11 protein-coding genes are annotated in these 14,183 nt (G+C 62.9%); 5 read left to right on the top strand and 6 right to left on the bottom strand.

The window, feature by feature from the left end; genetic code table 11:
- The first annotated feature begins 213 nt into the window (after positions 1-213).
- On the top strand, positions 214-1,782 hold the full coding sequence (locus tag GH659_RS11240; protein WP_153111497.1) for a sensor domain-containing diguanylate cyclase: 1,569 nt from the start codon (positions 214-216) through the stop codon (positions 1,780-1,782).
- A 295-nt stretch (positions 1,783-2,077) separates the two neighbouring features.
- Here the strand turns inward: GH659_RS11240 and GH659_RS11235 are convergent, their stop codons facing one another.
- The gene (locus GH659_RS11235) at positions 2,078-2,791 is read right to left on the bottom strand and encodes a transposase (RefSeq protein WP_153111496.1); all 714 of its coding nucleotides are present in this window, start codon (positions 2,789-2,791) and stop codon (positions 2,078-2,080) included.
- 292 nt (positions 2,792-3,083) lie between these two features.
- Here GH659_RS11235 and hrpA point away from each other — a divergent pair, with 292 nt between their 5' ends.
- Positions 3,084-7,040 (top strand): ATP-dependent RNA helicase HrpA, encoded by a 3,957-nt coding sequence (gene hrpA / locus GH659_RS11230; protein WP_211364211.1) that lies wholly within the window; start codon positions 3,084-3,086, stop codon positions 7,038-7,040.
- A gap of 6 nt (positions 7,041-7,046) precedes the next feature.
- Here hrpA and hemG read toward each other — a convergent pair whose 3' ends face one another.
- Positions 7,047-7,574, bottom strand: a complete 528-nt coding sequence (gene hemG / locus GH659_RS11225; RefSeq protein WP_153111495.1) for a menaquinone-dependent protoporphyrinogen IX dehydrogenase — start codon at positions 7,572-7,574, stop codon at positions 7,047-7,049.
- Between the two features lie 74 nt (positions 7,575-7,648).
- Here hemG and GH659_RS11220 point away from each other — a divergent pair, with 74 nt between their 5' ends.
- Both GH659_RS11220 and GH659_RS11215 read left to right on the top strand, forming a co-directional pair.
- Positions 7,649-8,377: an EI24 domain-containing protein gene (locus tag GH659_RS11220; protein WP_153111494.1), complete on the top strand. Its 729-nt coding sequence runs from the start codon at positions 7,649-7,651 to the stop codon at positions 8,375-8,377.
- 165 nt (positions 8,378-8,542) lie between these two features.
- Entirely contained in the window at positions 8,543-9,298 is a 756-nt protein-coding gene (locus tag GH659_RS11215; protein WP_153111493.1) for a competence/damage-inducible protein A, read from the top strand.
- Between the two features lie 39 nt (positions 9,299-9,337).
- Here the strand turns inward: GH659_RS11215 and lptA are convergent, their stop codons facing one another.
- The 4 genes from lptA to GH659_RS11195 are packed head-to-tail and all read right to left on the bottom strand — an operon-like array spanning position 9,338 to position 12,085.
- On the bottom strand, positions 9,338-9,964 hold the full coding sequence (lptA, locus tag GH659_RS11210; protein ID WP_246167818.1) for a lipopolysaccharide transport periplasmic protein LptA: 627 nt from the start codon (positions 9,962-9,964) through the stop codon (positions 9,338-9,340).
- Positions 9,961-10,551, bottom strand: a complete 591-nt coding sequence (lptC, locus tag GH659_RS11205) for an LPS export ABC transporter periplasmic protein LptC (RefSeq protein WP_153111492.1) — start codon at positions 10,549-10,551, stop codon at positions 9,961-9,963. The genes lptA and lptC overlap by 4 nt, the downstream gene beginning before the upstream one ends.
- Positions 10,548-11,102, bottom strand: a complete 555-nt coding sequence (locus tag GH659_RS11200) for a KdsC family phosphatase (RefSeq protein WP_153111491.1) — start codon at positions 11,100-11,102, stop codon at positions 10,548-10,550. Before GH659_RS11200 ends, lptC begins: the two co-directional genes overlap by 4 nt.
- On the bottom strand, positions 11,102-12,085 hold the full coding sequence (locus tag GH659_RS11195; protein WP_153111490.1) for a KpsF/GutQ family sugar-phosphate isomerase: 984 nt from the start codon (positions 12,083-12,085) through the stop codon (positions 11,102-11,104). The genes GH659_RS11200 and GH659_RS11195 overlap by 1 nt, the downstream gene beginning before the upstream one ends.
- Before the next feature lie 132 nt (positions 12,086-12,217).
- Between GH659_RS11195 and GH659_RS11190 the strand changes: the two genes are divergently transcribed.
- Positions 12,218-14,182 carry a monovalent cation:proton antiporter family protein gene (locus GH659_RS11190; protein ID WP_153111489.1) on the top strand — a complete coding sequence of 655 codons (1,965 nt, stop codon included), beginning with the start codon at positions 12,218-12,220 and terminating at the stop codon, positions 14,180-14,182.
- Position 14,183: the final 1 nt, after the last annotated feature.

Genomic DNA, 14,183 nt, shown 5'->3' with positions numbered 1-14,183 from the left:
CATAAGCGGCTCATTTTAACCGCTGACGGCTGTTGCGGCATTCTCCGGAGTCGGAAACAGCGTGGCTAAATCGACGAAGCGCCATGTTGTCGTTTATCTTTTGCCAGCATCTGCTATCACTTAAGTGATACGGCGGTGCCGACGGGAGGTGTGTCGATGGAAAACGGCGTAAGTGGCCGGGTGGCTGGCGTGGCATGAAGGGGCGGGCGGGCCATGTCATTGCCGAGAAAACGCCGCTATTCCCTGCGCGTCAGCCTGATGGTGCTCGTTGCGGTGTGCGTGGTGCCGGCCGCCGCCGTCTCCGGCTGGCTCGTCTATTCCCACTACGAAGCGCAACGCACGCAGATTTATAGCAGCACGCTCCTGATGGCCCGCGAAATCGCCGCCGACGTGGATCGCGAACTGGCGGCCATCGAAGCCGGGCTCAGGGTTCTGGCGACCTCGGGCGATTTGGCGGAGGGAAATCTGGCCGCTTTTCATCGTCTGGCCACGGATGCGCTCGAAGCCCGGCTGGTCTACAACTACATCCTGTCCGACCGGGAAGGCGGGCAGTTGCTCAATACCCTTTTGCCTTATGGCGGCGCCTTGTCTACCAACAAAATGCCGGCGCCGCTGCCGGCAGTCTTCGAGACTGGCGTGCCGGCGTTGTCGGACCTGGTTGTCTGCCCGATGCGGCAGCAGCCCGTCCTGGTGATGGCGGTGCCGGTCAAAATCGGTGAACACGTGCGATATGGCCTGAATGCCGGGCTGGCGCCGGAGCGCTTGAGCAAGCGCTTCGAGTCTCGGGCGTTGCCGCCGGGCTGGGTCGTGGCGATGCTCGACGGCAATGGCCTGATTGCCGCTCGTTCGCAGAATGCGGAAAGCTTCATCGGCCAAAAGGCGACGGCCCCGCTGGTTGAGCGCCTCCGCTCGAGCCATGAAGGCACGCTGGAGGCGTTAACGAAAGAGGGCGTGCCAACTTACGTAGCGTTCTCGCGTTCATCGGCCTGGAGCTGGTCGATTGCCGTCGGCGCACCGAAAGCCGCGCTCAACGTTGTGCTCTATCGCCAGATCGGCTTTGCCGTCGCGGCGACGGCGCTGGCGCTTGTCGTCGGCCTCTGGCTGGCGAGGCGCGTCGCCAATCGCGTGCTTTCCGCCGTTTGCGACCTGAACGAGGCGGCACGGGCGCTTGGCAAGGGAAAAACGGTCGAATTGCCGGACGTCCAGCTGGTCGAAGCCGAGGCCGTCGGCGATGCCATCGTGCAGGCGTCGCACGTCATGGCCCAGGTCAGCCATCGCGCCAGCCACGACATCCTGACCGGCCTTGCCAACCGGGCACTGTTCGACGAACTGCTGCATCGGCATCTGGCGCGGCTCAAGCGGCGTCCGGGCGGGCTGGCCGTGCTGGCCATCGATCTCGACGGTTTCAAGGCGGTCAATGACCAGCAGGGGCATGCGATGGGCGACCTCGTGCTGCAAAAGGTCGCCAAACGCATCGCCGGCTGCATCCGCACCTCCGACATCGCGGCGCGCATGGGGGGCGACGAATTTTCCGTTCTCCTCGGCGACGCAGACCGGGATATCGCGATGCAAACCGCACAGCGGCTCGTCGCCTTGCTCGCCGAACCGTACCCCGGCGCGCGCTCCCCGATCTCGGCCAGCATCGGCGTGGCGGTGTACCCATTTTCCGGGATTACGGCTGACGACCTGCTCGGCAGCGCCGACCGTGCGCTCTATGCGGCCAAGGGAGCCGGCAAGCATTGCGCAGTCATCGCGCCGGACATGAACGAAGCGGGCGATTAACTGGATGGAATTTCAACGGCCGACCTGTTCGCCGTGACTACCTATCCGGGGCCGTTTCGGGCCTCAACGTGCCGTTCCAATCGAAGCGGATGACCTTGGCGTCTGGGCTGTGTGACACTTGAAAGGCAATAAACGGGGACAGACCACGGTTTTTTCGTGCGCTTCTGCCGTAGCCGTGCAGCATACTTTCAGCTTCTTTGCATGTCTACGGCCTACGCTGACGCGATGGCCCGCTCAGTTGCTGCCCGCTCAGAGGATTAAACAGGGGGCAGACCACGGTTTCTGTTCGTGCAATTCAAATCAATTCTTGCGCAGTTGTCTCATCCTGCTTTCGCGGCCGCCCGGATTTTCCGGGGGTTGCGCGCCGTCCGAGTGCACGGGAAATCTCTTCTGTGAAGCGCGAATTGCCGAGCGCGAAATTTCCGTTTGTTGCGTTCCGGATCGCATCGACTACGCCCGGCTCCAGTTCGTAGCGGAAGAGTTCCCTGTAAGCGACTTGCCGGCAAGCAGGGTCGGCGCCAAGACCATCGTACAGAGCGTGCGTCGTGACCAGATCGCTGGCTTCGCCCTGCGCATTCGTGCGATAGCTGGACCACCGATAATCGCCCGGATGCTCCACCATGCCGGCGCGAACCGGATTGAGTTCGATATAGCGCTGGCAAGCGAGCAGATAGGATTCCTCCTGCGTCGGGCAGGAGCGAAAGCGCCCCTCCCAGAGTGAACCGGAACGCCGGTAGGTGCGGTTTACATACTGGACATAGCGCTGGCCCAGCGCCTTCATCAGCGCGCCGACGCCATTGCCGGAATCGGCGGAAACCAGCAGATGCACGTGATTCGTCATCAGCACGTAAGCGTGAATCCGGCAACCGGTTTTCGACGCATATTCCTTCAGCCAGTCGAGATAGAAACGATAGTCCTCATCGGCAAAGAAACAGGCTTGCCGGTTGTTGCCGCGCTGAATGACGTGCATGGGGACGTTGGGCAAGGTCAGTCGAGCGCGGCGTGGCATGGGGAGGGCTCCGTAAGGTCAAGACGGAAGCAGGATAGTATGAAACCGTGGTCTGTCCCCCTCATCGGCATGAAAACGCCCGGAAACAAACGGGGACAGACCACGGTTTTTTGTGCGCTTCTGCTGTAACCGTGCAGCATACTTTCAGCTTCTTTGCATGTCTACGGCCTACGCTGACGCGATGGCCCCGCTCAGTTGCTGCCCGCTCATGAAAACGCCCGGGCAGTGACGATTCGTCCCTTGTTTGATCCGAGTCTGCCGTACCTCCCCCCGTCTGCGCGATAATTGCGCGATGAACGATATTTCCCCCAAGACTGAACACGCCGCACCACGCGCACCCGGCAAACAAAAAGGAGGCCATGACCGACAGCCTGTGGCCTTCGATGTCCTCGCCGCCGATTCCCGTCGCCTCGCTTCGATGAAGCGCGACCTGCGCCATCTGTTTGGCGCCAAGCGCGATGCGCTGCAGGCCGAGTTTGAAAAGCTGCTGGAAAAATCCCGCGCCATTGTGGCGACTCGCCGCGAAAACCTGCCGAAGCCGAAATTCCCGGAAGAGCTGCCGGTCAACGAGCGCCGCGCCGAAATCGCCGCGCTGATCGCCAAGCATCAGGTCGTCATCGTCTGCGGCGAAACCGGCTCCGGCAAGACGACGCAGTTGCCGAAAATCTGTCTCGAGCTCGGGCGCGGCACGACCGGCCTGATCGGCCACACGCAGCCGCGCCGGATCGCGGCACGTTCGACGGCATCGCGCATCGCGCAGGAGCTGGAGAGCGAGCTCGGCAAGGTGGTCGGCTACAAGATCCGTTTCACCGACCGCACGTCGCCGCAGTCGTACATCAAGCTGATGACCGACGGCATCCTGCTGGCCGAAACGCAGGGCGATCCGCAACTGTCGGCCTATGACACGCTGATCATCGACGAGGCGCACGAACGCAGCCTGAACATCGACTTTCTGCTCGGCTATCTCAAGCAGTTGCTGCCGAAGCGTCCCGACCTCAAGGTAATCATTACCTCGGCGACCATCGACGCCGAGCGGTTCTCCGAGCATTTCAACAAGGCGCCGGTAATCGAGGTTTCCGGCCGGATGTTCCCGGTCGACATCCGCTATCGCCCGGTGCAGATGGAAGAAGCGGAGGAAGACGACGAGCGCGATCTGTACGACGCGATTGTGGATGCCTGCGACGAGTTGAACCGCATCGGCCCCGGCGACATCCTCGTCTTCCTGCCCGGCGAGCGCGAAATCCGCGACGCGGCGGAAGCTTTGCGCAAGCACACGTTCAACCGCGGCGGCGCGCAGACGGAAATCCTGCCGCTCTTTGCCCGCCTTTCGGCCGAGGAACAATCGCGCATTTTCAAGCCGCATCAGGGCCGGCGCATCGTGCTGGCGACGAACGTCGCCGAAACGTCGCTGACCGTGCCGGGCATCCGCTACGTCGTCGATACCGGGCTGGCGCGCGTCAAGCGCTATTCGTACCGCAACAAGGTCGAGCAGTTGCAGATCGAGAAGATCGCGCAAGCGGCGGCCAACCAGCGCGCCGGACGTTGCGGGCGGGTGTCGGCCGGCGTCTGCATCCGCCTCTACGACGAGGACGATTTTGCCAAGCGTCCGCCGTTCGCCGATCCGGAAATCCTGCGCTCATCGCTGGCCGGTGTCATCCTGCGCATGAAGGGGTTGCGCCTCGGCGACGTCGAGAAATTCCCCTTCATTGAAGCGCCGCCGCCCAAGGCGGTCAGTGACGGTTACCAGCTGTTGCTCGAACTGGGTGCGGTGACCGAAGAGCGCTCGCTGACGCCGGTTGGGCAGGAGCTGGCCAAGATGCCGCTCGACCCGCGTGTGGCGCGCATGATCGTTGCGGCGCGCGACGAAGGTTGCCTCAAGGAAATGCTGGTCATCGCCGCCGCGCTGACCGTGCAGGACCCGCGCGATCGTCCGCAGGAGAAGCAGGGCACCGCCGACGCCGCGCACAAGAAATTCGCCGACGAAAAATCGGAATTCCTCTCCTGGCTCAAGCTCTGGCAGTGGTACGAGGGCGAGCTGGAGAACAAAAAGTCGCACAAGAAGCTGGTACAGGCCTGCCATGCCAACTTCCTTTCGGCGCTGCGCATGCGCGAGTGGCACGACATCCACAGCCAGTTGCACGGCCTCGCCAACGAGCATGACTGGAAGGAAAACCAGATTCCGGCGACGTACGACGCGATTCACCGTGCCTTGCTCTCCGGTCTGCTCGGCAACATCGGCTGCAAGTCGGAGGATTCCGGCCATTACCTCGGCGCACGCGGCATCAAGTTCCTGATCCATCCCGGTTCGCCGCTCAACAAGAAGGCCGGCAAGTGGATTGCCGCCGCCGAAATCACCGAGACGACGAGGCTGTTCGCCCGCTGCGTGGCGCGCATCGAGCCGGATTGGCTGGAGAAGGTCGGCGCACATCTGCTCAAGAAGATCTATTTCGACCCGCACTGGGAAAAGAAGCCGATGCAGGCCGTTGCTTTCGAGCGCTCGACCTTGTACGGCATCGTCGTCAATCCGAAAAAGCGGGTGAATTACGGCCCGATGAACCCGCTTGAGGCACGCGAGCTCTTCATCCGCGAAGGGCTGGTGGCGGGCGAAATCGCCGAGGAATACGCGCGACGCTGGCCGTTCTACACGCATAACCACCAGTTGATGCTCGACATCGAGACGCTCGAACACAAGTCGCGCCGGCCCGACGTGCTGGTCGACGACGAACTGATTGTTGCGTTCTATGACCGGCTGATTCCTGAAGACATCACCAACGGCGCCGATTTCGACAAGTGGCGCAAGGAAGCCGAACGCGAAGATCCGAAGCTGCTGTATCTGCAGCGTGAAGACTTGATGCGCCACGAGGCGGCCGGCGTGACGACCGAGGCGTTCCCGCCCCAGATCAAGCTCGGCGGGGTGGATTTTCCGCTGTCGTACCACTTCGAGCCGGGAACGCCGCGCGATGGCGTGACGATGACGGTGCAGCTCGCGCAGCTCAACCAGATTCCGGTGGCGCGCTGCGAATGGCTGGTGCCGGGGCTGCTCAAGGAAAAGGTCGTGCAGCTCGTCAAAACGCTGCCGCAGAAAATCCGCTCGAAACTGGTGCCGGTGCCCGAGTTCGCCGCCGAGTTCGTCGGCGCGGTGCAGCCGTCCGACAAGGGTTTGGTCCCGGCGCTGATCCACTACATCCTGCAAACGCGTGGCCTCAATGCGCGGGGCTGGGAGATCACGCCGGACGCTTTCCGGCCCGATACCCTGCCGCCGCACTTCTTGTTCAACTTCAAGCTCATCGACGAGCACGGCCGGCAACTGGCGATGAGCCGCAACCTCAACGATTTGCGCGGCGAGTGGGGCGGGCAGGCGAAGCAGGAATTCTCCGACCTGCACGAAACGCCGTCCGAATACGCCGGCATGACCGACTGGGCGTGCGGCGAGCTGCCGGAGCTGATGGAGGTGAATGTCGGCGGGCAACAGGTGATCGGCTATCCGGCGCTGCACGACGACGGTGATTCCGTCTCCTTGCGCGTGTTCGATTCGCTCGAAGAAGCGCAGGCGGTGCATGGCGACGGGCTGTTGCGCCTGTTCAAACTGCAATTCAAGGAGCAGCTCAAGTATTTCGAGAAGAACCTGCCGAACCTGACGCAGATGGGCATGCAGTACATGGCGCTCGGCTCGCTCGACGATTTGCGCCAGCAACTGCTCGACGTCACCTTCGCCCGCGCCTGCCTCGTCGAGCCGTGGCCGACCGATGCGGCGAGCTTCAAGCAGCGCTGTGTTGAGGCGAAAACGCGGCTCGGCCTGCTGGCGCAGGAAATCTGCCGGCTGGTCGGGTTGGTGCTGACCGAATGGCTGGCCGTGCAGAAGAAGCTGCCGGCCTTCAAGGCGCATGCTGCCGCCGTGCAGGACATCGAAAAACAGATGGGGCGGCTGATGGGCAAGCGCTTCATCGCCGACACGCCGTTCGAGCGCCTGCAGCACTTCCCGCGCTACCTGAAGGCGATGGCGATGCGCCTCGACAAGCTGAAGGCCAATCCGTCGCGCGATGCGCAACTGATGGCCGAATACGCGCCGCTATGGACCAATTATGAGCGCCGCGCCATCGTGCTGGCCAAGCAGGGTGTGGTGAATCCGCAGGTCGAGCAGTTCCGCTGGTTACTGGAAGAGCTGCGCGTGCAGATGTTCGCGCAGGAATTGCGCACGCCGGCGCCGGTTTCGGTCAAGCGTCTACAGAAGATGTGGGAGGGGATTTGATCGGCACTACATCGAGCTGAGGGTTCGGCCAAACGCCTCGACGCGCGGCCAGTCGGTGAATTCGACGACGGTTGATGGATCGGTCGGCCCCTTGGTGAGATACATGATGAAGCGGATCATCTGCCGGTCGAAAAAGCCGTAGCGCGGGTAGTCGAGCTTGCCGGCGAAGACTTCCAGCTGTTGTGGCTTCCACGAAATCTGCCGGAGGAATTTGCGCAGGTAGGGGTTGGTTTCCGGCCGATTCTTTTCCGGCTTGCGGGCAACGATGTTGACCGTGAAGAAAGCGCTCGGCCGGCTTTCGAGCAGTGGCTGGTGGGCGTTGATGAAGTCGGCGACGTTCGGCCGGTGTTTGCCGTAGCGGATGCTGGCGCCGATGACGATCTTGTCGAATGATGCCGGATCGATTCGCTGGCCGTCGTCGATGGACGCGAGCGTGGTGACGTTGCCCGTCTGGTCGATCACCTGTTTGAGCCGTTGGCATATCTTCAGCGTGTGGCCATCGACGGTCGAGTAGAGGATGAGAATGTTGGCCATGATGATCCGGGGCGTGTAGTTTGCGGTTGGTTTTTGCGTTATAACCGACTTCAGTAAATTTCGCAGGAGGAAACATGGGCGCCGTCATGCTGGCTTTGCAGCGTACCTTGTCTTCGCTTGGGCGAGGCAAAATCTGGCTGTACATGCTCGGCCCGGCGCTGGCCGCCGTGGTGTTGATGGTGGTGTTGTCCGTGCTGATGCTTGAGCAACTCGTCACCGCGTTTGTCGAGCAGCCGCCAATGACCTGGGTGGCCGAATGGGGCGCCTTCTGGCTGGCGAAGGCGCTGGCCTTGCTTGGCGGCTGGCTGGTGATCCTCGCCGGCAGCTATCTCGTGGCGATGTTGTTGGCGGCGGTGCTGGTTTTGCCGCTGATGCTCAAATACCTGTCGGCGACCGATTACGCCGATCTCGCGGCGCTCGGCGATGACAGCCTTGTGGCCTCGACCTGGAACAGCGTGTGGGCGGCGGTCCTGTTCATCGCCGGATGGTTGCTGACGCTGCCGCTCTGGCTGATTCCCGGGCTGGCGCTCGTGTTGCCGGTGTTCTGGATGGGCTGGCTCAACCGGCGCACCTTTGCCTACGACGCGCTCGCCGAACACGCCACCGATGACGAATGGCGGGCGCTGCGCCGCCAGCACGCCATGCCGTTGCTGATGCTCGGCCTCCTCATGGCGCTGCTGGCGCATGTGCCGTTTCTCGGCCTGCTGGCGCCGTCGCTGGCCGCGCTGGCTTACGTCCATTTCTGTCTTGAGGCGCTGCGCCGCTTGCGGCAAGGCGCGGTGGTGAGTGTTCATTCGGACTGACTTTAGTTAACCGCTTTCGACGCAGAGGGCGCAGAGATACAGAGAGCGCAGAGAAAAAACCTTTTTGCTGGATGAGTTTTGTGGTTGTTCTCTGTGTTCTCTCGGGGTTTCTCTGCGAACTCTGCGTTAAGTGCGGTTTATGGGTTTAATCGTGGGGAGCAAAGCATGAATTTTGGGGCACTGATCATTGGCGACGAGATTTTGTCCGGCAAGCGAACCGACCGGCATTTCGCCAAGCTGGTCGAACTGCTTGGTGCACGCGGTTTGCGTCTGTCGTGGGTGCAGTACATCGGCGACGAGCGGCCGCGTATCGTCGAGACGTTGAAGCGCAGCTTCGCGGCCGGTGACGTCGTGTTCAGCTTCGGCGGCATCGGCAACACGCCGGACGACCATACGCGGCAGGCGGCGGCCGAGGCGCTGGGCGTCGATCTGGTCTTGCATCCGGAGGCCGAGCGCGAGATTCGCGCCCGCTTCGCCGACGACATGACACCGGAGCGCTTGCTGCTCGGCACTTTCCCGCGCGGCGTCGATATCGTGCCCAACCCGTTCAACCGCGTGCCGGGATTCCGCGTGCGCGATCACCACTTCCTGCCCGGCTTCCCCCAGATGGCGCACCCGATGGCCGAGTGGATTCTGGAGACGCATTACCGCCATCTGTTCAACACGAATCCGAAGGTCGAAAAGGCCTTTCTGCTGACCGGGCCGATGGCCTACGAAAGTGCGCTGCTCGACCTGATGGAGCGCATCGTTGCCGACTATCCCGATCTGCGTCTGTTCAGTCTGCCGATGCTGGGAAGGGACGGCCAGCGCAAGCATCTTGAGCTGGGCGTCGAAGGCGCCGCCGCCCGCGTTGATCTGGCGATGGAGGAAATCCGCCGCGAAGTCGAACGTCGTGGCGTGACGTGGCAATGGCGAGATTGAGGCGTTGCGACCTCTGCGTTGAGAGCGGTTTGACCGCCGTTACTGCGGTGCCGAAGTGCTCGGCGCCGGCTTGAGGTTGACCGGGGCGCTTTTGTCTTCGGCCGGCGCGTTCTTGCCCTTGGGCTGAATGATGGCGCGAACCCGTGCCTGCGGGGCGCCGGTCGCGGTTTTCGTCTCACCGTTGTTGGTGGCGGCGTATCTTTCGTTCAGGGCGTCATACGAGATGTAGTGCCCCCGGACTTCGTCTTGGCCGTTTTTCACCCAGGCGCGCACGAAGAATTCGGTTTTCTCGGAGCGGGCGTCATGCACGATGCGCTCGGCTTCGCCCTCGAAATACTCGTCGCTGTTGTCGCGCTTTTGCCGGAAACGGGAAAGCCCGCCGGCCCCGCCGGTGGCGACACCTTTCTGGAAGCCGTCGGCGTCCTGCGTGACGACCAGCTTGCTGGTGCGCAACTGCATGGTGCCTTGCGTCATCATGACGTTGCCTTCGAAGACCTGCACCTTGTTGATGTCGTCCATCGAAACGCGGTCGGCCTCGATGTTGATCGGTTTTTCCTTGTCCGCTTTTTCGGCATGTGCCGGATGAAGCGGCAGCATGACCACGAAGGCGGTCAGCAAGGCCTGCCGCACAGGCCGGCTGAAGTGGGTGTGGAGGAAATCAATCATGGCTGAGGTTTCTTGGCGGATTTGCTGGCGATGGAGGCCGTCGCTTGCGATTGGAGGACGTAGGTTTGTGCTCGCTGGTCGATATGCAGGCCGACGCCCTTGATCCACGACGGCCCTTGCGTGATCAGCACCGGTTTGTCGGTGAAGGCTTTTTCGTCGTCGGGCAGCACGGTCAGTTCGGTGGTCGTGAGGACGAGTTCGGCGTCCTTGGGCGTCGCGGCCCGCAGCACGCGGACATTGCCGGTGAGATCGACGCGCTCGTTGTCCTGACTCAAGCGGCCTTGGTCGGCGCTCATGGTGACGGTCGGCTTTTGGGCTTTCTGATAGACGAGATGCGGTTGGCGCAAGTCGGTGCTGTCATCGTCCGGATAGTGATGGATTTCCTTGGCGTTGAGCGTGTATTGCAGGACGCCGTTTTCGTCGAGCTTGCGCAGTTGAGCGTCACCAATGACGTAGTCGGGGTCGTGGCGGAATTTGCCGTCGCTGTGCTCGGACGGGAGGTCGGTGGCGTAACGCAGCCAGAAAGTCAGGACAGCCAGCGCCGCCAGAATGCTGAGCGGGAAGAGCGCGCTACCCCAGGGTTTCATCGTTCCACTCCGCGGTCGCCGGGCAGGAAGGGCGCATAGGCCGCATCGAGCTTGCCTTGGGCGTCGAGAATGAACTCGCAGATTTCGCGTACGGCGCCGTGGCCGCCAGCCAGTTGCGTGGTGTGGCGGGCGATGCGTTTGGCCAGCGCATGACCGTTGGCCGGCGTGGCGGAGAAACCGCAGCCGGCCATGATTTGCAGATCGGGCAGGTCGTCGCCCATGTACCCGGCTTCGGCGGCCTGCAGACCCAAGTCGCCCAGCAGACGTTGCATGACGGCCAGTTTGTCGCCGACACCCTGAAACAGCAGGTCGATGCCGAGGTTTTTCATCCGCGCTTCGACGCAGCCGGCCTTGCGGCCGGTGATGATGGCGACCTGGAGGCCGGCGTTCTGCAACATCTTCAGACCGAGGCCGTCGAGCGTGTTGAAGGCTTTGAGTTCGATGCCGTCGTCGGAATAGAACAGAGAACCATCGGTGAGGACGCCGTCGACGTCGAAGGCCATCAGTTTGAGGCGGTGGGCGTGGGCTTGCGCGTCGGCGAAGCGGGTCATTAGATGGCCTTGGCGCGGAAAAGATCGTGCATGTTGATGGCGCCGAGTAGGACGCCGTTGTCGTCGGCGACCGGGATCTGGTTGATCTGGTAACGCTCCATGATTTCGACGGCTTCGGCGGCCAGCTTGCCGCCGCGCATGAGGCGCGGGTTGCGCGTCATCACTTCGGCAACGGAGAGTGCCGTCAGGTCGCGACCCAGCGCGATGGCGCGGCGCAGGTCGCCGTCGGTCAGGATTCCAACGATCTTGTGGCTGTTGTCGACGACGACGGTCATGCCGATGCCGCAGCGGGAGATTTCACGGCTGGCCTCGGCGATGCTGGTCTCGGGGCCGACTGTCGGTACAGCGTCGCCGGTACGCATGACGTCGCACAGGCGGGTCAGCAGCTTGCGGCCGAGCGAACCGCCGGGGTGCGAACGGGCGAAATCCTCGGCGCCGAAGCCGCGCGCATCGAGCAGCGCGACGGCCAGCGCGTCGCCCATGGCCAGTACGGCGGTGGTGCTGGCGGTCGGGGCGAGGTTGAGCGGGCAGGCCTCCTGCTCGACGGCCGTATTCAGACAGACGTCGGCGTTGCGGCCCAGCGTCGATTCGGGCTTGCCGGTCAGCGCGATCAGGTGTGCGCCCTGGCGTTTGATCGACGGCAGGATGTTGAGCAACTCGCCGCTTTCGCCGGAATTGGAAATGCCGATCACGACGTCGTTGGCGGTAATCATGCCCAGGTCGCCGTGGCTGGCTTCGGCCGGGTGGACGAAGAAGGCCGGCGTGCCGGTGCTGGCCAGTGTCGAGGCGATCTTGCGGCCGATGTGGCCGGATTTGCCGATGCCGCAGACGATGACGCGGCCGCGACAGTTGAGCATCAGCGTCAGCGCGTCGAGGAACGATGAATCCAGACGATTGATCAGGGCGAGGATGGCGTCGGCTTCGATGCGCAGAACCTGTTGTGCAAGTTCGAGCGCTTTGCTGGAAGGCAGGATTTGGTTCATGTCGGTACAGCGGTTATGATTGGTCGAAGTATAGCAGAACCCCCCTGTGTCCCCGGTTGGCGGGGGCATGGCGACGAAACCCGGTGAGTCCGCTTTCGGGCCATCACATCCCAGAGCAGAGCCAGAAAACGCATGGAAACCCTGCCAATCATTCTGACGTTGTTGGGCGCTTCGGTGCTGTCCGTCATCATTTTTCGACGCCTCAATCTGCCGCCGATTCTCGGCTATTTGCTGGTCGGCACGCTGGTCGGTCCGCATGCGCTGAATCTGGTGCGGGACGTGACCGATGTGCAGCATCTGGCGGAATTCGGCATCGTCTTCCTGATGTTCTCGATCGGGCTTGAATTCTCGCTGCCCAAGCTGTTTGCCATGAAGCGCATCGTGTTCGGGCTCGGTTCGGTGCAGGTGCTGGTGACGCTGACGGCGGTCACCGGGATTGTCGTGTTGACGGGCCTGTCCTGGCAGGCCGGGGTGGCGCTGGGCGGGGCGCTGGCGATGTCATCCACGGCCGTGCTGACCAAGTTGCTCAGCGAGCGGCTTGAGCTGGATGCGCCGCACGGGCGGGAAGTCATCGGCGTGCTGCTGTTCCAGGATCTGGCCGTGGTGCCACTGTTGATCCTGATCCCGTCGTTTTCCCAGACGCCGGAACGGATGGCCTGGATGATGGGGCTGGCGCTGGTCAAGGCGGTGCTGATGCTGGCCATCGTGCTGCATTTCGGCAAGCGGATTTTGAGCCACTGGTTTTTTGTCGTGGCGCGCGGCAAGTCGGCCGAACTGTTCATGCTCAACGTGCTGCTGGTGACGCTCGGGCTGGCTTACCTGACCGAGGCGGCGGGGTTGTCGCTCGCGCTCGGTGCTTTCGTTGCCGGCATGCTGATTTCGGAGACTGAATACCGGCATCAGGTGGAAGAGGACATCAAGCCGTTCCGCGATGTGCTGATGGGCCTCTTTTTCGTGACCGTCGGCATGATGCTCAACTTGCCGCTGGTTGCCGAAAATCTGCTCGAAGTCGCGGCCTTGCTGGCCGGTTTCCTGTTCCTCAAGTTCGGCCTGGTTTTCGCGGCGTCGCGGCTGTTTGGCTCGACGACCGGCGGCGCCATGCGCAGCGGTCTGTGGCTATGCGCCGGCGGCGAATTCGGCCTGGTCCTGCTCGCGGTCATCCGGCAGGCCGACGTGGTGCCGGCGCCGGTAGTGCAGAAGGTGTTGGCGGCGCTGGTCATTTCGCTGCTCTTGGCGCCGTTCATCGTGCATTACAGCGAGCGCATCGTCTTGCGCTTTGCGGCCAGCGAGTGGCTGATGCGCTCGATGCAGCTGACCAAGGTGGCGGCGAAGGCGATGAGTACGGAAAAGCATGCCGTGATCTGCGGCTTCGGTCGCAACGGCCAGCACATCGCCCGCTTCATGGCGCACGAGGGCGTGTCCTATCTGGCGCTGGATCTTGATCCCGACCGGGTCGCCGAAGCGGCGGCCGCGGGCGAAAACGTTGTTTACGGTGATTCGTCGCGGCGCGAAACGCTGATCGCCGCCGGCGTCAATCGCGCCAGCGTGGTGATCGTTTCCTTTGCCGACAATCGTGCCGCGGAGCGGGTGATGCGTCACGTGCAGGAAATCGCGCCGGGCGTGCCGGTGGTGGTGCGGGCGCTCGACGAGAAGGATTTCGATGCGCTGTTGCGGGCCGGCGCGGCCGAGGTGGTGCCGGAAACGCTGGAGTCGTCGATCATGCTGGCTTCGCATGCGCTGATCCATGCCGGGGTGCCGATCAATCGCGTGCTCAAGCGCATCCGCGAAACACGGGTGGCGCGTTATCGCACGTTGCGCGGCTTCTTCCATGGCGAAAGCGATATCGACGAGAGCGAACGCGACAGTGAAGAACCGCGCTTGCGTTCGGTCTCGCTGGCCGAGGGGGCTTACGCCATTGGTCGTTTATTGGGCGAGCTTGAGATCGGCGGCGATGTCGAGGTGACGGCGATCCGGCGCCGTGACGTCAAGACGCAGGAGCCGTCCGCGGATACCTGCTTCGAGGCCGGCGATGTCGTGGTGCTGCTGGGCATCCCGGCCGCGCTGGCGGTGGCCGAGGAGCGTTTGCTGAAAGGGTGAG

Origin of the sequence: Propionivibrio limicola (assembly GCF_009469695.1) — a bacterium.
Classification (GTDB): Bacteria; Pseudomonadota; Gammaproteobacteria; order Burkholderiales; family Rhodocyclaceae; genus Propionivibrio; species Propionivibrio limicola.
The sequence above is the reverse complement of the archived record's forward strand: the minus strand, read 5'-3'. Positions and strand labels throughout refer to the sequence as shown.